This is a genomic window from Rivularia sp. UHCC 0363 (genome assembly GCF_034931125.1).
Lineage (GTDB): Bacteria > Cyanobacteriota > Cyanobacteriia > Cyanobacteriales > Nostocaceae > Rivularia.
The window spans coordinates 22,785-45,028 of the sequence record NZ_JAYGHM010000045.1 but is presented as its reverse complement, the minus strand read 5'-3'; the positions used below and the strand labels follow the sequence as shown (position 1 = coordinate 45,028).

Sequence of the window (22,244 nt, the reverse complement as noted above, 5' to 3'; positions counted from 1 at the left end):
TAAATATTAGTTAAAATTATCAAACTAAAAATAAACTAAAAACAAAAATATTATTGTCTCGATTCCAATTATAAAAACTAAGTAAAAAGCTCAATGTCTACAAAAAACCTACTTTATCGATTTGCAAGACCCTATCCGGGCTGGATTATTCTCACAATTATATTAGGATTTTCAGGAGCTTTATTTAATGGGGTTAGTACTGCATTAATCGTGCCGGTAATTTTAAAAATTGTCGGACAAGAGGTAGATTTAAAAGGTGCGCCCCCGATACTAAAATCTATTATGACTCCCTTCGATAGTTTTCCAGAAAATTATCGTTTAGGACTAATGGCAGGAGCGATTATATTAACTATATTTTTAAAGAATGCTGCTACTTATGCAGGTAGTTTAACATCGAGTACTTTGACGCGGCGGTTAACTTCAGATATCCGGCAAGCAGGGATAATCTTATTATTACAAATTGATATTGATTATTACTCTCAGATGAAAGTTGGTGATATAATCAACCGTCTTGGAGTTGAAAGTTCCCGTGCTGCTAGTGCTTTACGTAATGTGATAAAACTGGTAATTCTGGGAATTACAATCTTAGTTTTTACTGGTATATTGGTATCAATTTCTTGGCAGTTAACTATTGCGGCAACGCTATTATTATCATTGGTAATGATCGTAAACCAGTATTCGATCATCCGTTCTAAAAAGTTTGGAAAAGAGTTGAGCGAGATATCGAAAGGATATTCGATCGCGATGCTAGAAACTTTGAATGGAATCCGTTTAGTCAAATCAACTGGTAATGAAACCAAAGAATTTCAGAAAATTAGAGAGTTGATTCAAGACCGTGAAACCGCAGACTTTGAATCTCAGATGAATTCCGAAATAATTGCACCTGTTAGTGAAGTAATGGGAATTTCGGCTTTACTGGGAATTGTGTTTTTAAGCCGCGTTCTTTTTAATGACCAAGTTTCTTCTTTGTCAGCGGTATTATTGACATATTTATTAATCTTATTAAGAGTATTGCCGTTAGTATCTCAATTAAATACAGTTCGGAGTAACTTTGCGAATACAGCCGCAAGTATTGGAATTATTACAGAGTTTTTAGACCTAGATAATAAACCGTTTATGGGTAGCGGTAATGTAAGTTTTACCAAGTTAGAAAAAGGTATACATTTTAATTCAATTTCCTTTAATTATCCAAATCACGACAAATTAATTCTTAAAGATGTCGATTTATATCTACCTCGCGGTACTACCTTAGCTTTAGTGGGTGGTTCCGGTGCTGGTAAATCCACATTAGCCGATTTGTTACCAAGATTTTACGACCCAAATTCCGGTAAAATTACTGTTGACGATATTGATTTACGGGAATTTGATTTACAGTCGTTGCGAAGAGCAATGGGAATCGTTTCTCAAGACACATTTCTATTCAACGATTCCGTCAGAAACAACATTGCTTATGGAAAACCCGAAGCTAGCGACGAAGAAGTAATTGGAGCAGCAAAACGAGCTAACGCTTACGAATTTATCACCAAATTAGCCCAAGGATTCGACACAATAATTGGCGATCGCGGTGTAATGCTCTCAGGAGGACAAAGACAAAGACTTGCGATCGCAAGAGCTTTACTGCAAAACCCTGATATTCTCATCCTTGATGAAGCGACAAGTGCATTAGATACCGTTTCTGAGCGATTGGTACAGCAAGCGATCGATGATTTGAGTCGCGATCGCACTACTTTGGTAATAGCTCACCGTCTTTCTACCGTGCAAAAAGCCGATCAAATAGCGGTTTTAGACCAAGGACGTGTAGTAGAAGTCGGAACTCATCACGAGCTTTTACAAAAAGGTGGTTACTATAAACGTCTTTATTCGATGCAGTTTGGGGAACAAGGTAAAACAGAAAATAACCATCAGCATTTGGTACGGGTATCTTACGAAATGCGGACACGGTTAAATTCTACAATTGGGTTTCTACTTTTACTGCTTGATAATTCAGCAGAAAATTCTCAAGAACACGAGGAATTATTAGAAGAATCCTACAAATCTGCTTGGAAAATTCTTAACATTGTTGATATTTTTGACGATATTTTCACCTTACAAAAAAATTGGCAACTAGTATCAACTATAGGGAATCAACGTGAAGAAGGTGAAGTAACTCCACAAACATTAAAAGATATCTCCAACGATTTTCGCAATCATATAGAAGCAATACTTAGTTTATTAAGTTCATTAGTTAATCAAAAAGTTGATACTAATCAATCGGAAGATGAGATAATTTCACAGGCTTATCAATCAGCATTGCATTTGTTAAATGAATTAAAGCACTTTGAGGATAATATTAAATCTTGATGGGGAGTAGGGAGTAGGGAGTAGCTAAGAATAAAGAGGGAGAAGAAAGGAGGGAAGAGAAAGTATAAGTAATTAATGGAGGTTTTTTATGTCAGAAATTAATAATTTTAAAGACTTAATAATTTGGCAAAAAGGTATGGATATAGCTGAAAAGTGTTATTTCTTAACTAAACTATTTCCTAGAGACGAATTATATGGCATGGTGCAACAAATCCGAAGGTCTGCTGTATCTATTCCAGCTAACATCGCAGAAGGATACGGAAGAAGATACACAAATGAATATATTAGATTTATTAATATTGCTCAAGGGTCAATTAACGAATTAGAAACACATCTGATTTTGTCTCAAAGAGTAGGATTAACTACTAAAAAAAATATAGAATTAATTATTTCTTGGATTCACGAGGAAAGCAGAATGATTAATGCCCTTATTAAAAAACTTCAATTATCAAAATAAAACTTCTACTCCCTACTCCCTATTCCCTATTCCCTACTCCCATGAAAAAACACTATATTTACTTTATTAAAGAAGAATTACCCAAACCGGAAGCTCACTTAGTGCAGTCTACAAATGCGGCTAATGCTGCTGCAAATCTAGGATATTCTACAGTTTTAGTATATCCCTGCAAAGGAAAAGAAGCTTTAAACCCGATCAATTTAATTAACCCTTTTCGACCGAGAAAAACACCTGAAAAACTAATTAAATATTATAATCTCCAGGAAAAGCTCAAAGTTTCTCCTTTACCAATGCCTTTTCCTATTGACTATATTAAAACCAAATTTACTAATTCCAATACTATTGCTTCAAAATATTATTTCCCTTTTCATATTCTTTCTACTACTAAAATAGTTCATAGTCGCGACTGGAATTTTATCGAAGCTGCGGTTAAAAATGGCGTACCTGCAATTTATGAACACCACCATCACGAAAACAAACCATTTGCCCAAGAAATAGTTAACAGTCCGCTATTTCAAATTGCTGTAACGGTAGCGGATACGGTAAGAGAAAGCATGATTGCGAATGGAATGCCACCAGAAAAAGTAATTAAATTACACAATGGTTATAATCGCTTATTTATGGAAAGACATCCAGAAGCAGCTACAGAATGGCGTAAAAAACTACTACAAAATGGCAGAGAAAAATTAGTAGTTTATTCTGGTGCATTAGAACAATTTAAAGGAATTGATATTTTAGTTGATGTTGCACAGCAGTTACCTCAAGTTCAATTTGTATGTGCTGGAGGTAAGGAAAAGCAGGTAAAACACTATAAACAAATAGCCAAAGATAAGCAAGTTGATAATATTACCTTTCTTGGCTTTATTTTACAGCAAGAACTAGCATCATTATTACAAGCAGCCGATATTTTAGCCCATCCTCACTGTTCTGGGAAAGCTGCAACTTTTACCTCTCCTTTAAAATTATTTGACTATTTTGCTTCCGGTACACCCATCGTATCTACAAGAATTCCTTCCCTAAAAGACTTTGAAAATACCTCATCTATTTCTGCTTGGTGCGAACCCGATAGCTCAACTGAATTTACCGCATCGGTAACGAGAATTTTAGAAACTCATCCCCGAAAAATCGCCGGTTATTCTGACAGTATCGAATTCGTCAAACAGTATTCTTGGGAAAATCGAGCCGAAAAAATTCTCAGCTACGTTGATGAATCCTTCCGACCGCAAATTACTAATGTAGAGACGTAGCACTGCTACGTCTTCCCCATTCCCCATTCCCCATTCCCCATTCCCCATTCCCCATTCCCTAAATACATGACAACAAATAAAGTCAAAATTGGCATGATGAGCAGCTATAGCGCTTTAGAGAACAGAAGCGATTGGTTGTGGCAACAAACTCCTGAAAACTTTGGTATTTGGGATAATATTCAACTGATTGCAACACATCCCAAACCGGATTTTTTGGTAATGTATAACTATACAAAATTTCCGAAAATACCCCAAAAGCATTTATTATTTTGGAAAAATACCAAAGCGCAAGCTAGATACGAAAAAGCACAGCAATTATTCCAAGAACAATTGCGTGGGATACCTAAAGAAAGGGTAATTTATCTATTACGCGAACCACCTTTAGACGAAGTAGTTGAATCTAATAAAAAGTATTATCAAATAGCTCAAAATTACTGTAGCTATGTTTCGGGGCCCGACGACCACGCACCAAATCCCGATTATATGCCTGCAATTTGGTATTACTCAAACTCATTTCGTGAGTTAAATGAAATGCCACCCCCAGCGAAAGATAAACCTTTAAGTTGGGTGACATCTGGTATCAATCGCACCGAGAATCATCGCAAACGTTTGGCATTTTTAAAAATGTTAAAAGATAGTGAATTAGAACTCGATTTATATGGACGTGGTTTACCCGATTGGGCAGAAGGAAGTGGGGAACTTGGTAATAAATGGTATGGAATGGCACCTTACTATTACAACTTATCAGTTGAGAACTACGCTGAAAATGATTGGTACGTCAGCGAAAAGCTTTGGGATGCTCTACTTGCTTGGTGCTTACCGATTTATTATGGTGGACCTGCTGCCGATAAGTTATTACCTCCCGGTAGTTTTTTAAGATTACCAAGTATGGATGAAAAAGGATTTGATTATATTAAAGAAATTACCTCTACTCCCGATGCTTGGTATGAAGCAAAAGAAGCAATTGCTGAAGCCAGACAAATTATTTTACATAAGCTTAATTTAATTTCATGGCTTTCAGATTATGTCAAGAAGTTTGATTAATTAAGGAGTAGGGAGTAGTAGGAACAAGATTTTGAAGCCGAATTACTTATTATTAAGGCTTTTGAGCATGAAGGTACGCAAAAAAAATTAACGCTTACATAGCAAGGATTATGATGCAAATGTAATTAAAATTATTTATCAATTTCGTCTTTTTCCCTACTCCCTATTCCCTTTTCAAATTTATGGAGGATTAAATGACTGAAGGCATCTATATACTTGCTAATGATGTAGTTTTTGACCAATTAATAGCTTTGCTCAATTCTATTGAAGTAAATGTTGGTCAGAAATATCCTGTTTCTATTATTCCTTATGATGACCGTTTAGAACGAGTGCGAGAGGAAATAAAATATAGAAACAATGTGGAAATATTTGAAGATAGTTCTGCAATTAAACTTTGGGAAGACTTTTCTGCTCAAATATGGCAAGCACATCCAGATGCTTACAAACTTTGGCAAGAACAGGGAATTTCAGGGGTTTATCGTTTGGGAATGCATCGGAGATTTTGCGGTTTCGATGGTATTTTTGACAAGTTTATATATTTAGATGCTGATATTCTGGTACTGAATTCTCTAGATTATATATTTGAGCAACTAAATCAAAATGACTTTGTAGTTTATGATTTTCAATACAAAGACTTAAGTCATGTATATAATGTAAATTCAGACAAACTACTAAATATTTTCCCACAATCTCGGCTTGAACGCGAAGTATTTTGCGCTGGTTTGTACGCTGCTAATAAAGGTTTGTTTGATGCAGAAAAACGGAACTATCTGTTATCAAATTTGCAAGATGGTGAAGCAGAAATATTATATAAAAATGCTCCAGACCAAACCATACTTAACTACATGGTAATGCGGTCTGCCATTCCTAGCTATAATTTTTCTCATCACTTACCGGAAAGCGAAAGGACTGGCTGTTGCGTAACATCACCAAATTTTGACGAACGCAATAATCTAGTATATGACGGAGAAAATCGCTTAACCTATCTACACTATATTGGTTTATCATCTAAACTATTTAGCCGCCTTTGTAGTGGAGAAAATATCGATTTCCCTTACCGCGAAACCTTCTTACATTATCGCTATTTGCACGAACCAGACCGGCGACCAAAATTTAATACAAAACCGAAAGCTTACAATGCACCACCAAGCTTTACTACCAAAGTTTTAAGAAAATTAGGATTAATTGGAGTCTAACTAAATGAAAACTAGAGGAATTTATATCATTGCGAATGATAAGGTAACAGACCACGCCATTACCTTACTTAATAGCATTCGCTTACACGATCAAGAAACTCCCATTGTGATGATTCCCTATGATGATAATTATCACAAAATTGCTCACACTCTCGATAAATATTATGGAGTAGGAGTTTATGAAGATTTAGAATTTATTGACCGTTTGTCGAACAAATTATACGAAACATTTGGTGGTAAATTCTTCGCTCGTCCCAATCAATTTCGCAAACAAGCTTGTTGGTTTGGTCCTTTTGACGAGTTTTTGTATATCGATACAGATATTGTGGTTTTTGAAAAAATTGTTGATAATCTCAAATATTTGGAAGATACCGACTTTATTTGCTGCGATTATCAGCATCTGGGTGGACTCAGGAACGTATTTAGTCCCCAAGTATTAGAAGATAAAGTCTTTACAGAAAACGAAATCAAAGACATATTCAACGGTGGTTTTTGGGGTTCCAAGAAAAATCTCATATCCGAACAGGATTTGTACGATACCTTTGCAGAATGTGCAGCGCATCCAGAATATTTTGATTTCTCAGAAAAAACTTCTGACCAGCCAATTATTAACTATATGTTGCTCAAGCGGATTCATAACCGCTTTAATATTGTGCGTAGAGCAGGGAAAGCACCGGGAAATTGGGGAGGAACTTCTCACTTTTTACATGAAGGACATAAATTAATTGACCCAACAGTTAATCAACCTTTGCAATATCTACATTGGGCTGGTATTCGCATCGAACCCGGTTGTCCTTATTGGGAAATTTGGGAACATTACCGCAACTTGAACCCACAATTACCCCCACCAGTATTTCCAGAAAAGCCGAAACAAACTTCTTGGCAAAAAACCATGAATGAAGCTAAAAGTTTTTTGCGTTCGTTAAAGAAATAAGAAGTAGGGAACAAGAAACAAGCAACAAGGAACAAGGAAAGCTCAAACAATACTAATATTAATTATGGGGTTTTCTATTCCCTGTTGCCCGTTCCCTTTTCTCCGTTCCCTTTTTTATGCCTGGACTAGTTGGATTTGCCGGTGGTCGTGAGTGGAGCAATTGCTCTGGTATTTTAGGGACGATGCAGCAAGCGATTACCCACCGTGGGTTTTACGTCACTGATGAATTGTTTGGACATAACACGGTTTGGGCAACGCGATCGCAGTCTTCTGGGCAACAACCACAACCGCAACCCCTCCAAGCCAATTCCTGCTATCTATGGTTTGATGGGGAACTATACAACCGTCAAGAATGCCCGATTACACCGGATGGTCGGCTGGCTGGTTCTGAAATTGTCACCGATACACAATGGTTGCTGACAGCTTACGAATATCATTGTCAAACAGATCGACCTTGGCGATTTTTACATTCTCTTGACGGTCAATTTCATGCAGTTCTCTACGATGCGCGATCGCGACAGGTGCATTTAATTAGCGATCGCTATGGAGTTCTTCCTCTACACTGGACTATTTGGCAAAACACGCTGGTTTGGGTATCAGAAATTAAAGCCCTGCTAGCTCTACCGGGGTACCAACCCAAGCTCGATCGCGAAACGGTTGAGGACTTTTTGGGAATTCGTTACCCACTTGGCGATCGCAGTTGGTTTGAAAAAGTAAAACGGCTACCTGCTGCTACAGTTTTGACCTGGAATGAAGATGATGCAACGTTGCTAAGCCACCGCTACTGGACTTGGAACGATGTAACCCTTTATGACATCCCCGACCGTCGCGATATTGTTGCAGAGTTAGGACGGCTGTTTGTTACATCTGTGGAGCGTCGTTGTCATCCAGGGGAGCGATTGGGTATTCCTCTAAGTGGAGGACTCGACTCCCGCGCACTTTTAGCTGCCGTTCCTGACACAGTGAATTCACCCGTAACCGTCACCTACGGTCAAGCGAACTGCGATGATGTGTTAATTGCTCAACAGGTTGCCCAAAAAGCGCAACTCCAGTTCAATTGGTTGGAGATGAACGCTGAGAATTGGCTGGCTCCACGGATTCCCTTACTATGGCAAATGGATGCACCAGCTAGCATTATACATCTTCAATTTAGCTCTATTGCCTCTTGGATTGACGAACGTCGGGCTTTTGACGTTGCGCTGCATGGTGAATGGGCAGACCGCTTTGACGTCGCTCAATTTTTTCACAAAGATCATTTTGATAAATTTCTGTGTCGTCAGCTAAATCTAGATGGCTTAGCACGCTCTCAAACACATCATCAAGCAGTTCGCGATCGCGCTCATGCTTATTTCCAAAGTTTGGATTCGTCTTCCTATCAGTTAGCGATGGATAGTCGCTGTCGTTCTTTTATCTCCAAAGATTGGCGAATCGCGATTCTAGAAGGAATTAATCTTCGCATTCCCTGCATGGATAACCAGATTCAAGAGTTTTGGTATGCGCTTAATTATACAGGCGAGAATCTACATGGGTTATATCATCTAATGTTGCTCGAACGCTTCCCCAAACTTTTCAAAGATATATCTTGGCAAAAAGCTGGGCGACCTATTTCTGAACTAGTCGTTCCCCTGGGATGGTATGGTAAATTGACAACCTTACGCCGTGAAACCTGGAAAAAAGTTGCTCGTAAATTAAATAAAAATCAAAATCAAAATCATATTACAGCCTCAAAGCAGTCCCATAAATCCCTGCATGAATTTGCCGATTATAATGCTTGGTTGCGTCAAGAACCAGCCAAGACTTATATTACAAAGCTTTTGCACGCACCCGATGCCCTTTATCCAGAATATTGCGATCGTCAAATAACCCTAACTGATTGGGAAAATCATCTCAACGGGCAAGATTTATTCGATCGCATCGGCACCGTATTTACCTTAGAACTATGGATGCAGCAACTATTCAACAGTCAGTATCGTAACGGAATTGATAACTAATTCTTAATATTTTTATCTAAACTTTGTACAAAACAAGAAACCCCAGTAGAGATCTCCGCACTGCTACGTCTCAAAATCTCAATGCATACTAGTCCTAGCTCATCAAAACACCACAGATATTTTTTTCTCTAAAAGTGGGAACAATATAACTACCACTACTAAAGGTTTTGATTATGTTTCAGGGTTTGAAAAAACAGCATTTATTATCCTGCGTGATTATTTCTCAATTAATATTACCTACCTCTACCAAAGCTCAAAATATCTCCTCAGATGGTAGTTTACCAACCCAGGTAACATCTACAGATAACCGCAACTTCGTTATCGATAGTATAAATAATTCCAATCGTATTAATAATAATCTCTTCCACAGCTTCAAAGAGTTTTCCATCCCCACAGGTGGTTCTGCTGTCTTTAATAACTCTGCCGATGTAGTAAATATTATTAATCGGGTGACGGGTGGAAATATATCTAATATAGACGGTTTAATTAAAGCAAACGGTAACGCAAATGTATTTTTAATTAATCCCTCGGGGATTGTATTTGGTCAAAATGCGGCTTTAGATATTGGTGGTTCGTTTATTGGTAGTACTGCAAGTAGTATTGAATTCGCAAATGGTTGGAAGTTTAGCGCGGATGATACTTATACACCACCTTTATTAACTATTAATATGCCTCTGGGTTTACAAATGGGGCAAAATCCAGGAGAGATTCAAGTAAATGGTTACGGACACGATCTAGTTACCCAAAATCCTATTTTTACACCTTATTTTTCCCTTGGATTCGCACCTGGTTTAAAGGTAAAGCCGGGAAATACTTTAGCTTTGGTAGGAAGCGATATTAAATTAGATGGTGGTAATTTGACTGCTGCTAGCGGACGTATTGAGTTGGGAAGTTTAGTTAGTAATAGCGAAGTTGAGTTAAATTCCATAAAAGAAGGATTCACATTCAAATATAACGATATTTCCAACTATAAAGATATTCAATTAAATCAAAAGTCGCTTTTAAATGTCAGTGGTGAAGGTGCGGGTTCAATACAGGTACGGGGAAGAAATATTGATATAAATAACGGTTCGGTAATTTGGAGTCAAAATCGCGGGTTTGGTTTTAAAAAAGGGGGAGATATTGATATTAATGCAAGCCAGGTGCTGTCATTAAATGGTATGAATGCTGACGAAACTTTGCGAAGCAGCATTGTTAGTGAAACCATCGGATTTGGAGCAAGTGGTAATATTAATATTTCTGCTAAAGGCTTGAGTTTACAAAACGGTACAGGTATTGAAAATCGGACTTATACACCAGCACCCAGCGGTAACTTAAATATAAATACCAGTGAATATTTAGTAATGCTAGATGCTTCACCAAAAAATCTTATTCTAAATTCTTTAGGAACTAGTACTTATTATTATCCAAAAAAACTTACAGATCCAAGTGCATCAACAGCCATAGGTGGAGACGTAAATATTAAGACTCAACAGCTTTCCATTCAAAATGGTTCGTTTCTAGCGACGCAAGTGTATGGTGATGGAAATGGTGGTAATATCCAAATTGATGCAGATGCAGTTGAATTATCGGGAGTTAATGCTGCACCTGATTTATTTACACCTACTTCTATTGCTAGCATTGGTTATCGTCAGGGAGATTCTGGGAATATTACGTTGAATACAGGTACTCTTTCTTTAGAAGATGGAGGTACTGTTTCAACTACTCATTTAGGCATTGGGAATGCTGGGAATGTTGTTATTAATGCAACTGAATCTGTGGAAGCAACTGGATCGATACCGGAGCTAAATTATGCAAGCAATATAAGCTCAACAGTAGGTACGACAAGTTCTAATATTATTGATAATCTTTCAACTTATATTGCGCTTGGTGATGCTGGAGATGTTACCATCCGCACACCTAATTTAAAATTCAGCGACTATGCAGGAGTAAGCGTGGCAAATTACGGTATTGGTACTGCTGGTACACTGAAGATTGATGCTGATTCAGTAGAGTTAAATCAAGGTATTATTACAGCAACAACAGCTTCTGGTGAAGGCGGTAATATTGTTTTTAACTTACAAAATTTATTGTCGATACGTAATAACAGTATAATTTCTACGGAAGCCGGAAGCACGGGTAACGGTGGAAATATTACGATTGATTCCCCGGTAATTGTAGGTGTGGAAAATAGCGATATTATTGCTAACGCTTTTCAAGGAAATGGTGGAAATATTGATATTACAACTCAAGGTATTTTTGGTTTGCAGTTTCGCGAAAAGTTAACCGAACAAAGCGATATTGCAGCTAGTTCTGAATTTGGTGTTAATGGTGTTGTCAAAATCAATAATTTGAATGTAAATCCTACTTCGGGAGCAATAGAATTACCCAAAGATGTAATCGATTCCGATCGACAGATTGCTGCTGGTTGTGATGCGAATAGCGGTAATAGTTTTGCGATTACAGGTAGAGGTGGTTTTCCTACTAATCCGAATAATATACAAAGTCAAATTATCTGGAATGATTTGCGCGAAATTGAGATTGCTAATAATAGAAGTGCATCTCAGAAACCAACTAAAGCAAAACGAATTGTAGAAGCAACTGGTTGGGTAATTGATGCCGAAGGTAATGTAGAATTTGTGGCTCAAAATAACGATGATTCAGGAAATTTGCAAGGAAATGTTAATTGTGCGGGAGTGTAGAGACGTGGTATATCGCGTCTGCAATTCAGCAACGTTAATAAATAACTGCATAACTTGGTGGTATTTCTATCTATAACTCCTTAAGAGGTATAGTCAGTTTGTACAAATACCTACAATACCCAAATGTCAGATATCAACGGTACGATGATGCAATATTTCCATTGGTATATTGCTAATGATGGAACGCTGTGGAACCAGGTAAATACTAAGGCTAAAGAGCTAAGTAAAGCTGGTTTTACTGCGATGTGGCTTCCACCTGCTTATAAGGGAATGGGGGGAACTGATGATGTGGGATACGCTGTTTACGATATGTACGATTTAGGTGAATTTGAACAAAAGGGTTGTGTTCGTACCAAGTATGGCGATCGCCAACAATACATAAACGCGATCGAGTCTCTACAAAGCGCGGAAATTCAAGTTTACGCGGATACGGTATTAAATCATCGGATTGGTGGTGATGATGCGGAAATTGCCAAAGCAACACCTTTTAATCGGGGAGATAGGCTAAATCCTAAAGATGGGATGCGAGATATCAAGTGCTATACCCATTATAAGTTTCCCGGTAGAAAGGGTAAGTATTCTCAATTTGAATGGCATTGGTGGCATTTTGATGCGGTTGATTATGATGAATACACTCAAGATTCCAGCACTATATATCTCCTCGAAGGTAAAAAGTTTGATGATTATGTTGCTTTGGAAAACGGCAATTTCTCTTATTTAATGGGATGCGATTGCGATTTCCAGAGTAAAGAGGTGCAAGATGAAACAATTAACTGGGGTAAATGGTATCTCGATACAACTGGTGTTGATGGTTTCCGTTTAGACGCGATTAAACATATTTCATCGTGGTTTTTCCCGATATGGCTCTCGGAAATGGAGCGTCATGCAGGTAAAGATTTATTTGTGGTGGGTGAATATTGGCAAAACGATATTGATACTCTGCACTGGTACGTTGATGCAGTGCAGGGTAAAATGGCGGTTTTTGACGTACCGCTGCACTATAACTTCCACTATGCGAGTAAATCTGGCGATCGCTACGATATGCGGCATATTTTAGATAATACGATGATGCAGCGGCTTCCTACTCATGCCGTCACTTTTGTTGAAAATCATGATTCACAACCGTTGCAGGCTTTAGAGTCACCCGTAGAACCTTGGTTTAAACCTTTAGCATATGCGCTGATTTTACTGCGTCAAGAAGGCTATCCCTGTGTATTTTACGCAGACTACTACGGTGCGGAATATGAAGATTATGGAAGAGATGGAAACCGCTATCCGATTTATTTAGTTTCTCATCAATGGTTAATAGATAAATTTCTGTATGCGCGTCAGAATTTTGCCTATGGTTATCAGTATAATTACTTTGACCATTGGGACATCATCGGCTGGACTCGGTTAGGTAATCCAGAACATCCCAAAGCGATGGCGGTAATTATGAGCAACGGTGCGGGGGGAAGTAAATGGATGGAGGTCGGTAAACCTAATACCAAATTTTACGACTTAACCGAACACATCAAAGACCCGGTTTATACCAACGAATGGGGCTGGGCTGAATTTCGCTGTAATGGCGGTTCTGTCTCCGTGTGGGTCGAGGAGTGAGTATATAGCGCTTTTCGGCTAAGTGAAATACACTTCGCGGAACCTCACCCCCATCCCCTCTCCTTAGTAAGGAGAGGGGAGCAATACGGCGGGATCAATTGGTAATTTATCTATATTTGACTAAAGCTTTGTAGTGCGGGCCGGACAGCCCGCGTGGAAAAATTCAAATTGAAGGCGCGATAAATTACCACGCTCCAATCCGCTTAACTTGTAACAGCAATTTATTGTTCGCTGTTCACTGATTTAAAATTTGTTGTCGTAGATGCTTTTTTTAAGCTTGCCCTGATGATATCTTTTTAATAACAGGCTAATGTACAGTTACACTCAATTTAGTTAATCATCAATTATTATTTGTTCATTGATAATTGATTAAAATTTCTGTCCTGCAAAAATCGAACGTACTTCGCCGTTACGGCGAATGATGGCTTCTCCGTTGGCTACGTCCACTAATGTCCAACCGCTAGCTCCGATGTTTTCGCCGATTTGGATGCGACGAGTTACACCGTTGACTTTAAATAATGCAGCGGATTGTTCTCCTAATTCCAATAATCCTTCCAAGATATGGGAAGAAGCTGGAACTGATGCCACTTTTTCCTGCTTAACTGATGCGACTTTCTGCTCCTGTTGTGGGGCTGGGGAAGTTGCGGTTTGTTTTGGTACGGCTTTTACAGGTTCTTTGATTTTAGGCAGGTCGGGGACTTGCCGTACATTAACTGGTTTGCTTTTTACGGCTAATGGTTTGATTTCTCTGATAGACGCGAAAGCTGCAATTTTTTCTGGTGGTTTGGTTCTGGCTGTTTTTACAGGTGCGGGTTTTTTGGCTTTGTTATCGGATGGCTTTGGTGCAACTTGTTTATAAGTGGTAACTGGTGGTAACGGTGTCGGGGCTTGCGCTACAGGTGCCTCGACAGTCGGAGGTGCATACCGCATCGGTTGCGGTGCTTGATAAACGGGGATGTAAATCCTTTCTACTACTCTGGTAGAACGAGTAGGTGATGGTTGGGTGCTATTAACAATAGTTGGTGCTGGAGGATTTGCAACTGGTTGATTTGCGTAGGCTAAGCTTGTTTGATTCGCTGGTACGGGAGCAGCAGTCGCGACGTTACTGTTAGCATCCGCATCCTGTTGTTTTTCAATGATTGCTAGCGCTCCGAGCATATAGTCAACCAAATCTGATTTAATTTCCGCTTGAGTGGGTGCTAGTTGGGTTTTTAATACTTTCTGCTGTAAAGCTGGTTCTTGCAAAGCAAATTGCAATGATTTCGAGGTGAGACGATTCAAAAGCCCACTGTTCATCGCCCAGTTCATCGCGGCGATCGCTAATCCCAAACCTGCCCCCACTGTCAGCAACTGTCTGAGATTGCGCCAATTTCGACGCGATTTTTGGGTTGTTCTAGCCGTTTTAGGTAATTTGCTTGCCGCAGTGTCGATTTTTGCAGCAATTCGCCGTTGTTCGGCTTCTGCTACGGGATTAACAATAGTCGGGGGTGGAACTATTTGCGGTAAATTCGTTTTCTGGAGCTTTAACTGCGGCTGGGCTTGAACAATTTGCGAACTCAAATTACCGCTGCGATCAAGAACGCAGTCAATATCGGCAAAAAGTTGATCCATCAAGTCATCAGCATAAGTTTCCATCGTCCAAGGTTCGCTGACGATTAACTCTTGAGATGGTTCTGGAAGTACGATGTTGGTAGCTGTTTGAGACATAACGATTTAGCTGTATTAATTCGTTCCTTGACGATTTATGAATTTACCTTTGTAAATTTTCGTAAATATGAATCTAAAAAGAACTATTTCCAATTAGGTAGTTACGCAAGAGTTCATCAAGTTTAAGTATCTATTTCAACCTATACCAGGGAGATGTTGACTATATTTTCTTTTTTTAGATGTTATTAATCATACCAGTTCTTGGTACACCATACTACTATACTCCCGCTTCACAAAGATTGTTTCGATGTTGTGGCTGCAAGTTCAGTCTGGTGGTGGTTTTTACGCAATTCTAAAAATATTAGTAAAGCATTTACATCAGCGGGGTTAACTCCACCGATACGTGCTGCTTGACCGATGGTGAGCGGTTTTACCTTGTTGAGTTTTTCCCGTGCTTCTTTTCCGAGGGTATGAATAGATTCATAATCCAAGTTTCCAGGTAGGGAACGATTTGCTTGACGGGCAATTTGATCGATTTGATTTTGCTGTCTGGCTAAATAGCCGGAATATTTAATATCGATTTCCGCACCTTCTTTTTCAGCGCGTTGTAAATCGGTATTTGCTAATCCATATTTAATTAACTGAGCGTAATGAAATCCCGGACGACGCAATAAGTCGGCAAGGGTAATTGAACCTTTAATAACTTGGTTGGTGTCGGATGCGATCACCTTTCCTATGTCGTCATTCTCCTTGACCCGCGTACCATACAGCCGTTCTTTCTCGGCGGTAATATTCTCTTGCTTGCGAGTAAATAATTCCCAACGTCGGTCATCAATTAAACCAATTTCTCTTCCGAGGGGCGTTAATCTTTGGTCGGCATTATCGGAACGCAGCAACAAGCGATATTCTGACCTACTGGTTAATACTCGGTAAGGTTCCCGCAAATCTTTGGTGCATAAATCATCTATTAATGTACCGATATAGCTTTGCGATCGGGAGAAAACGATCATTTCCTGGTTACGGACAAATCTGGCTGCATTAATTCCGGCAACAATTCCTTGAGCTGCGGCTTCTTCGTAGCCAGTTGTACCGTTGATTTGACCCGCACAAAATAAACCGGCGATTTTCTTGGTCATTAATGTGGGAAAACACTGAGTTGCTGGCAAATAATCATACTCTACAGCATAGGCTGGGCGTAACATTACGCAATTTTCCATCCCCGGAAGACTACGTAACATACGCAGTTGCAAATTTTCCGGTAGCCCTGTAGAAAACCCTTGGATATAAAGTTCGGGAATGTCTCTTCCTTCGGGTTCAATAAAGATTTGATGGCTTTCTTTGTCAGCAAAGCGGACAATCTTATCTTCAATGCTGGGACAATAGCGGGGCCCCTTCGCATCCACCCAACCGCCATAAACCGGAGAAAGATTGAGATTATCTCGAATTAATTGATGAGTTTCCGCCGTGGTGCGGGTGATATAGCAAGGTAGCTGTTCCTTTTCTACCCATACTTCGGGGTCAAAACTAAACCAGCGAACATCTTCATCTCCCGGTTGCAGAATCATTTTGCTGTAATCAACCGTGCGCTTATCTACTCGTGCGGGAGTCCCAGTTTTGAGGCGACCTGTTTCAAATCCCAGACGCTGTAGAGTTTGCGTCAAACCCTCGGCGGCAAATTCTCCAGCGCGTCCGGCTGCCATTGACTTATTGCCAACCCAGATTTTTCCTCCCAAAAAAGTACCCGTGGTGAGGATAACGGCTTTACATTCAAACGCGACACCAAAGTAAGTTTCAACGCCGATAACTTCATCGTTAGCACCCAAAACCAAATCCGTGACCATTGCTTCGCGGATGCTGAGATTTTCTTGATTCTCGACAATTTTTTTCATCACCAGCGCATATTCACGCTTGTCAGTTTGAGCGCGTAATGCCCAGACAGCAGGACCTCGTGAAGAATTGAGAATCCGTTTTTGCACGTAAGTACGGTCTGCCATTTTCCCAATTTCGCCGCCGAGTGCATCGACTTCGTGGGTTAACTGAGATTTTGCCGGACCTCCCACAGCAGGATTGCAAGGTTGCCAAGCAATTTTATCCAAGTTGAGCGTCAATAGAAGGGTACGACATCCCAGTCGTGCAGTAGCTAAAGCCGCTTCACAACCAGAGTGACCTGCACCGACAACTATGACATCGAAAGAGTCTTGGAACTCAACAAAATTGTGCATGGTCATAGGTATTCTGCATGAGAAGAGGGTTAATCTAATTTTAACCGATACAGTCATTTAATGATTGTACCTTGCTGATAAAATATTTCGCAGAGCCAGTATTATTTTTTATGAAAACTAAAATTGTTATGACGATTTAAAGGTTGCTTGTAAGATATTTGATTCAATTTCTTAAACAATATTCAATATAAATTTAATTCTCATGTTTTAAGATTTAATCAGAGCATTTTTGCCGTTTTCAAGTGTTAAGTTGTACTTTCAATAAAAAATGAAAATAATTTTTAGAAATATAGCCCTTTTTATTGTTGCGATATATATAGTTGTGAGTTTAGTCGCTAGCGATATTGCTTACAGCGAACCAAGTAAAGATATTGAGCAGGTAGAAAACTGTTTGGTTGACAGACTTTTGAATAAAGAATGTGCTGTTACCCCGTTACCAAAATATAAACCTATCCCGACTCAGGCTTTAACTAACAAAGAAAGGTTTATTGCAGCACTGATGAATCAGTTCCCGAATATTCCTCAGTTAGATAGTTACGAATATATTTTGCTACGTGCTTACGGTGCGCCATTTGTGAATTTAGATCCAACAATTAAACTACCAAAAAAAGTAGCATTTGCTAATCATCAAGAAACCCAACAATTTCAAGCTACCCTAACAAAGGGAAAGGTAGCAGGTGCGAACAATTGTTATTTACAATCTGCTGCTGCTGAAGCTTTAAATAAAGCACTTAGTCAAATTAGATTTCGGCTCCAATCTGGATACGCAAAAAGCGACTGTATGCGTAATTTTGCCACAACTACGAAATTTTGGAAGAAATATACTGATTCTAAAACATTAGATTTAGTTAGACAGGGAAAAGAAACAAGAATTTTGGGTACGGTAGCACCACCAGGAGCTTCACAGCATTTATGGGGATTAGCAATTGATTTGAAAGTAAATAATAAAAAGCAAGTTCAAGCATTAAATCAAAACGGTTGGTATCGCACTGTAGAATACGACGTACCTCATTGGACTTATGTTGGTTATCCACCAGAAAAATTACCTAAATTAGGTTTTGAAAAGAAACTTATTAGGGGAATTACTTATTGGTTAACACCATTGTGATTTTGGATTTTGGATTTTGGATTATTATTCGTTTTTCATCAATAGGGAGCGAGACGCTCCCACTACCTATGTAAAATTAGATTGGATTTTGGATTATTATTCGTTTTTCATCAATAGGGAGCGAGACGCTCCCACTACCTATGTAAAATTAGAAAGGTTTGTAAGCCTGTTAGATGCGACAAAAATTTGGGAAAACTAAGTTTATCGTTGCATTATAAGGGTTGCAGCAATGCATGAAGATTTAATACGTCATTTTTTAAAACACACTAGCCAAAATCAAGATATATATCCGCTTTTAGCAAATAATTTAGACAAGCTTGATCGTAATTTTGCTTTAGGCTTAAGAGAATTTGCAAAACAAGAGTTTGTAAAACAACCAGCAAGTGCTATTAAGGTAGCCAGAGTTATTGTAAAACTTAGTAGTTTGATTCAAAGGTTTGAACAAGGAAACCCAGCTAGTAATTTAGAGATTGCGATCGCAGGTTATGAATCAGCGCTCACAGTTATCACTCACGAGACTTTTCCCCAAGGTTGGGTTAGCATTCAGCAAACTTTAGTTAGTGTTTATCAGCAGCGTCAAGATATTTTATCTACAACGATTAACGAATTAAAAGAGAATACGGTTAAAACTCAGACTCAGATAAACGATTTAACAGAAAAATTTCGACAAGAAAAACAGCAATCTTGCGAATTAAAAGCGGAATTGCTAAAAGTAATGGAATCTCCAAACCATTCTGCACCAGTAATTGATTTACAATCTCTAGTTTCGGCAATTCAAGAGACTAAATTACCTACAGAACAGTTTAATACGGTAATTTTTTATGACATTGAAAATTTAACATTAGGTAATAGCAATCCTCAATTCAATTTTTCTTTAACAGATATTATAGGAAAGGTAAAAGGATACAATTTAGTTAATCAAATTGCCGGACAATATGCTTACGCTGACTGGAGTGATAGTAGATTAAAACCTATTAGAAGAGATATTCAACAGTTTGGTATTGAAACGATGCAGATTTTTGACTTTAATGGTCTTAAAAATGCAGCAGATATTCAATTGGTAATCGATGCAGTGGAATTAATTCACAGCAAACCCTCGCTACAAGTTTTTGTGATTGTATCTGGTGATGGTGGTTTTTCTTGTTTAGCTAAAAAGCTGCATGAGTATGGGAAAATAGTAATTGGATGCGGTTATGACAATCATACTAATAGTATTTTTACTGCTGTTTGTGATTACTTTGTAAGATTACCCGATCCAGTACAAAGAACAAATGGAATAAGTAATTCGACAACTACAGTTGGACGACCGCAACGAAGGAACAATATTTAATTATAGTAGAAATAAAGTAGTCTTTTCTTGTAGGGTGCGTTAGATGGAAAGTCGTAACGCACCAAAAATTTAACAAATGTAAATCTTAAAATGAAGTCCAATCATAAAATATCAGTCTGCACGCTTTATTCTCAACGTACTTCACATTTACAAAATTTAGTTCAAGGATTAATTCAATCAAAAATACATCCTGCGGAACTTGTAATTATATGCATGAATGATTCTCTACCAGAATTATCGATGTGCTGAATCGTTTTTTTTAATATTAATTAATTAAATCAGTGTAATTATTATTACTTTGTACCGCTGGCACAAAAATTACTTTCCTATTGCTCGCAATAATAGTTACAATAAACGCGATCGCGCTTAAATTTGGAGTTAAGGGATGGGCTTATTTGACGATTTGAGCAAATTTCTGGAGAGTCGTTTAGAAGAATTCCTGCGAAATAACCCGCATTTGGAATTAGATGCACTGTTGGAACAGTTGCGGGAACAGGAAGAAGACACTCTAAAATTAATTGCAGATTTGCAACTACAAGAAAAGCGCCGACAAGACGAAATATTGTCCACAGCCCAAGAAATTCAAAGATGGCACATTAGAGTTCAAAAAGCGAAAAACGCCGGTAGAGATGATTTAGCGGTCAAAGCGGAAGAAAGAGAAGCGGCTTTATTGCGACAAGGAAACCAACTTTGGGGACAAATGCAAGGTGTAAAAGAACGCATTACCCAATCCAAAGAGTTATACAAAAAAATTCAGCTACGACGACAAGAAGTCCAAACCAAAGCTACAGAAGCCCAAGCAGCACGTACAAAAGCCCAAACACAACAACGTATCGAAACAGACGCTGGCTGGTGGAATGCAAGCAGCACCTATCCCAATTCCAGTTCAAAAACCTATGACGACTTAGAAGAAAAATTCCTTCGTTGGGAAACTGAAGCGGAGTTAGAAGAAATGAAACGCAAGATGGGGAAATGAAGGGAAAGTTAGGAGTTAAGAGTTAGGAGTTAAGATTTATAAATTATAAATTATCAATGCCCAATGCCCAATTTCCAATTCCCAATTTATATTTATTTGGGTTTTTTCAAAATTCATCCGCATATTTTATTTGAGTCTTTGGCTTATGCTGTAGCGTTTCGTTTGATGTTGCGGAATGTGCGTCGGGATGCGATTTCTACTGGACAACGTTCTTCTGTAATTGTTGGTGGAATGTTAGGGGCTTTATTAGGTGCAAAGTTGCTGGTTTTACTACAGCATATTGATTTATTGTGGCAAAATCAACAACAATTTTTATTGCTATTTCTACAGGGTAAAACTGTTGTTGGTGCGTTATTAGGTGGACTAATTGGAGTAGAAATTACTAAAAAAATTATTGGTATCAAGCAATCAACTGGTGATGTATTTGTTTACCCTTTAATTGCTGGAACTGCTATCGGTAGAATTGGCTGTTTTCTAACTGGTTTAAGCGATAAAACTTACGGAATTGCCACAAGTTTACCTTGGGGGATTGATTTTGGTGATGGAATTAGCCGTCATCCCACACAGCTATATGAAATTATATTTTTAATCTTTTTAATATTATTTTTACGCTTTCGCAGTCGCTACGACTACCAACAAGGGGATTTGTTTAAATTTTATTTGATATCCTATTTAAGCTTTCGGTTGTTGATAGATTTTATTAAACCCGATTTTCATCCTTTTTTGGGATTAAGTGCAATTCAAACAGCTTGTGCGATCGCTATTTTGTATTATCGTCGCAGTATCCCTAAAATGTTCCGCATAACATCTTGAAGAATGGAACGAAGTATTTTTTTAAACCTGTTATTAAGCTTACAACTGTTGTTAGTAGGTTATATTCCTGCTGTTGTTGTAGGTATTTTGTTTGGGTATTTGATTGGTATAAATAGAGTTGTTTATCAAATATGTAAATGGATATTACAAGTACCAAATACTGTTGTTCCGATTGCTTTATTACCAATTGCCTTAATATATTTTAAAGAAGCTGAAACTGCTGCGATCGCGATTGTTTTTTTGAGCGCAGTTTGGTCAATTATCCTCAGCACCGCTACAGGAACCCGAAACGGACGCAAACAAGGAAAAAATTCTAAAGTAGTAATCAGCCATATATTTGAAGGTTTAAGGTTTGCAGTTTGGATTGCTTGGTTTAGCGCGATCGCGATCGAAATGCTGATTCTCGATCGCGGACTTGGTTTTATCATTTGGAATGCTTATAAGGAAACTAAAGTTAATGACATCATTGAAGGTATAATCTGTATCGGAACTATTGGATTAGTATTAGACCAACTTTTAGATTTAACCGGAAATATTCTTTCCGAGCTTGTTTCTGAAGGACAAAAGGAAAGCTGAAAAGGTTAAAGGTTAAAGGTTAAAGGTCAAAGGTCAAAGGTCAAAGGTCAAAAGTCAAAATAAAATTCCTAACTCCTAATTCC

At 38.4% G+C, this 22,244-nt stretch carries 16 protein-coding genes; 14 read left to right on the top strand and 2 right to left on the bottom strand.

The genetic code is table 11. The features are described 5' to 3' along the window. The first annotated feature begins 93 nt into the window (after positions 1 to 93). From VB797_RS22850 to VB797_RS22810, 9 genes are all read left to right on the top strand, one after another. Positions 94 to 2,340 (top strand): ABC transporter ATP-binding protein, encoded by a 2,247-nt coding sequence (locus tag VB797_RS22850; RefSeq protein WP_323240038.1) that lies wholly within the window; start codon positions 94 to 96, stop codon positions 2,338 to 2,340. Positions 2,341 to 2,428: 88 nt separating this feature from the next. Then, the gene (locus VB797_RS22845; protein ID WP_323240037.1) at positions 2,429 to 2,797 is read left to right on the top strand and encodes a four helix bundle protein; all 369 of its coding nucleotides are present in this window, start codon (positions 2,429 to 2,431) and stop codon (positions 2,795 to 2,797) included. Between the two features lie 41 nt (positions 2,798 to 2,838). Beyond that, positions 2,839 to 4,044, top strand: coding sequence for a glycosyltransferase (locus VB797_RS22840; RefSeq protein ID WP_323240036.1), 1,206 nt, complete (start codon positions 2,839 to 2,841; stop codon positions 4,042 to 4,044). Between the two features lie 66 nt (positions 4,045 to 4,110). Further along, positions 4,111 to 5,088, top strand: coding sequence for a glycosyltransferase family 10 domain-containing protein (locus tag VB797_RS22835; protein WP_323240035.1), 978 nt, complete (start codon positions 4,111 to 4,113; stop codon positions 5,086 to 5,088). A 194-nt stretch (positions 5,089 to 5,282) separates the two neighbouring features. After that, on the top strand, positions 5,283 to 6,284 hold the full coding sequence (locus tag VB797_RS22830; protein WP_323240034.1) for an Npun_R2821/Npun_R2822 family protein: 1,002 nt from the start codon (positions 5,283 to 5,285) through the stop codon (positions 6,282 to 6,284). A 4-nt stretch (positions 6,285 to 6,288) separates the two neighbouring features. Further along, complete coding sequence (locus VB797_RS22825; protein WP_323240033.1) at positions 6,289 to 7,218, top strand: Npun_R2821/Npun_R2822 family protein; 930 nt, start codon at positions 6,289 to 6,291, stop codon at positions 7,216 to 7,218. Between the two features lie 116 nt (positions 7,219 to 7,334). Next, positions 7,335 to 9,209: an asparagine synthase-related protein gene (locus tag VB797_RS22820; protein WP_323240032.1), complete on the top strand. Its 1,875-nt coding sequence runs from the start codon at positions 7,335 to 7,337 to the stop codon at positions 9,207 to 9,209. Positions 9,210 to 9,382: 173 nt separating this feature from the next. Continuing rightward, positions 9,383 to 11,890, top strand: a complete 2,508-nt coding sequence (locus tag VB797_RS22815) for a filamentous hemagglutinin N-terminal domain-containing protein (RefSeq protein WP_323240031.1) — start codon at positions 9,383 to 9,385, stop codon at positions 11,888 to 11,890. A gap of 123 nt (positions 11,891 to 12,013) precedes the next feature. Then, positions 12,014 to 13,489, top strand: coding sequence for an alpha-amylase (locus VB797_RS22810; RefSeq protein WP_323240030.1), 1,476 nt, complete (start codon positions 12,014 to 12,016; stop codon positions 13,487 to 13,489). 369 nt (positions 13,490 to 13,858) lie between these two features. Here the strand turns inward: VB797_RS22810 and VB797_RS22805 are convergent, their stop codons facing one another. Together VB797_RS22805 and mnmG are read right to left on the bottom strand one after the other, a co-directional pair. Further along, on the bottom strand, positions 13,859 to 15,196 hold the full coding sequence (locus tag VB797_RS22805; protein ID WP_323240029.1) for a hypothetical protein: 1,338 nt from the start codon (positions 15,194 to 15,196) through the stop codon (positions 13,859 to 13,861). A gap of 230 nt (positions 15,197 to 15,426) precedes the next feature. After that, entirely contained in the window at positions 15,427 to 17,364 is a 1,938-nt protein-coding gene (gene mnmG, locus VB797_RS22800) for a tRNA uridine-5-carboxymethylaminomethyl(34) synthesis enzyme MnmG (protein ID WP_323240028.1), read from the bottom strand. A gap of 262 nt (positions 17,365 to 17,626) precedes the next feature. On the opposite strand from mnmG, the gene VB797_RS22795 reads away from it, so the two are divergent. The 5 genes from VB797_RS22795 to VB797_RS22775 all read left to right on the top strand — a co-directional run bounded on the left by VB797_RS22795 (position 17,627) and on the right by VB797_RS22775 (position 22,161). Next, the gene (locus VB797_RS22795; protein ID WP_323240027.1) at positions 17,627 to 18,466 is read left to right on the top strand and encodes a D-alanyl-D-alanine carboxypeptidase family protein; all 840 of its coding nucleotides are present in this window, start codon (positions 17,627 to 17,629) and stop codon (positions 18,464 to 18,466) included. Positions 18,467 to 18,695: 229 nt separating this feature from the next. Then, positions 18,696 to 19,796 (top strand): NYN domain-containing protein, encoded by a 1,101-nt coding sequence (locus VB797_RS22790; protein ID WP_323240026.1) that lies wholly within the window; start codon positions 18,696 to 18,698, stop codon positions 19,794 to 19,796. A gap of 385 nt (positions 19,797 to 20,181) precedes the next feature. Next, positions 20,182 to 20,772 carry a TIGR04376 family protein gene (locus VB797_RS22785; RefSeq protein WP_323240025.1) on the top strand — a complete coding sequence of 197 codons (591 nt, stop codon included), beginning with the start codon at positions 20,182 to 20,184 and terminating at the stop codon, positions 20,770 to 20,772. Positions 20,773 to 20,835: 63 nt separating this feature from the next. Further along, entirely contained in the window at positions 20,836 to 21,585 is a 750-nt protein-coding gene (locus VB797_RS22780) for a prolipoprotein diacylglyceryl transferase (RefSeq protein WP_323240024.1), read from the top strand. Positions 21,586 to 21,588: 3 nt separating this feature from the next. Further along, positions 21,589 to 22,161 (top strand): nitrate transporter, encoded by a 573-nt coding sequence (locus VB797_RS22775; RefSeq protein ID WP_323240023.1) that lies wholly within the window; start codon positions 21,589 to 21,591, stop codon positions 22,159 to 22,161. Positions 22,162 to 22,244 lie beyond the last annotated feature (83 nt).

Excerpts from the sequence above, each read along its gene's own strand:
- VB797_RS22850 (WP_323240038.1), top strand. The coding sequence starts at position 94 with ATGTCTACAAAAAACCTACTTTATCGATTTGCAAGACCCTATCCGGGC.
- VB797_RS22845 (WP_323240037.1), top strand. The coding sequence starts at position 2,429 with ATGTCAGAAATTAATAATTTTAAAGACTTAATAATTTGGCAAAAAGGT.
- VB797_RS22840 (WP_323240036.1), top strand. The coding sequence starts at position 2,839 with ATGAAAAAACACTATATTTACTTTATTAAAGAAGAATTACCCAAACCG.
- VB797_RS22835 (WP_323240035.1), top strand. The coding sequence starts at position 4,111 with ATGACAACAAATAAAGTCAAAATTGGCATGATGAGCAGCTATAGCGCT.
- VB797_RS22830 (WP_323240034.1), top strand. The coding sequence starts at position 5,283 with ATGACTGAAGGCATCTATATACTTGCTAATGATGTAGTTTTTGACCAA.
- VB797_RS22825 (WP_323240033.1), top strand. The coding sequence starts at position 6,289 with ATGAAAACTAGAGGAATTTATATCATTGCGAATGATAAGGTAACAGAC.
- VB797_RS22820 (WP_323240032.1), top strand. The coding sequence starts at position 7,335 with ATGCCTGGACTAGTTGGATTTGCCGGTGGTCGTGAGTGGAGCAATTGC.
- VB797_RS22815 (WP_323240031.1), top strand. The coding sequence starts at position 9,383 with ATGTTTCAGGGTTTGAAAAAACAGCATTTATTATCCTGCGTGATTATT.
- VB797_RS22810 (WP_323240030.1), top strand. The coding sequence starts at position 12,014 with ATGTCAGATATCAACGGTACGATGATGCAATATTTCCATTGGTATATT.
- VB797_RS22805 (WP_323240029.1), bottom strand. The coding sequence starts at position 15,196 with ATGTCTCAAACAGCTACCAACATCGTACTTCCAGAACCATCTCAAGAG.
- mnmG (WP_323240028.1), bottom strand. The coding sequence starts at position 17,364 with ATGACCATGCACAATTTTGTTGAGTTCCAAGACTCTTTCGATGTCATA.
- VB797_RS22795 (WP_323240027.1), top strand. The coding sequence starts at position 17,627 with ATGAAAATAATTTTTAGAAATATAGCCCTTTTTATTGTTGCGATATAT.
- VB797_RS22790 (WP_323240026.1), top strand. The coding sequence starts at position 18,696 with ATGCATGAAGATTTAATACGTCATTTTTTAAAACACACTAGCCAAAAT.
- VB797_RS22785 (WP_323240025.1), top strand. The coding sequence starts at position 20,182 with ATGGGCTTATTTGACGATTTGAGCAAATTTCTGGAGAGTCGTTTAGAA.
- VB797_RS22780 (WP_323240024.1), top strand. The coding sequence starts at position 20,836 with ATGCCCAATTTCCAATTCCCAATTTATATTTATTTGGGTTTTTTCAAA.
- VB797_RS22775 (WP_323240023.1), top strand. The coding sequence starts at position 21,589 with ATGGAACGAAGTATTTTTTTAAACCTGTTATTAAGCTTACAACTGTTG.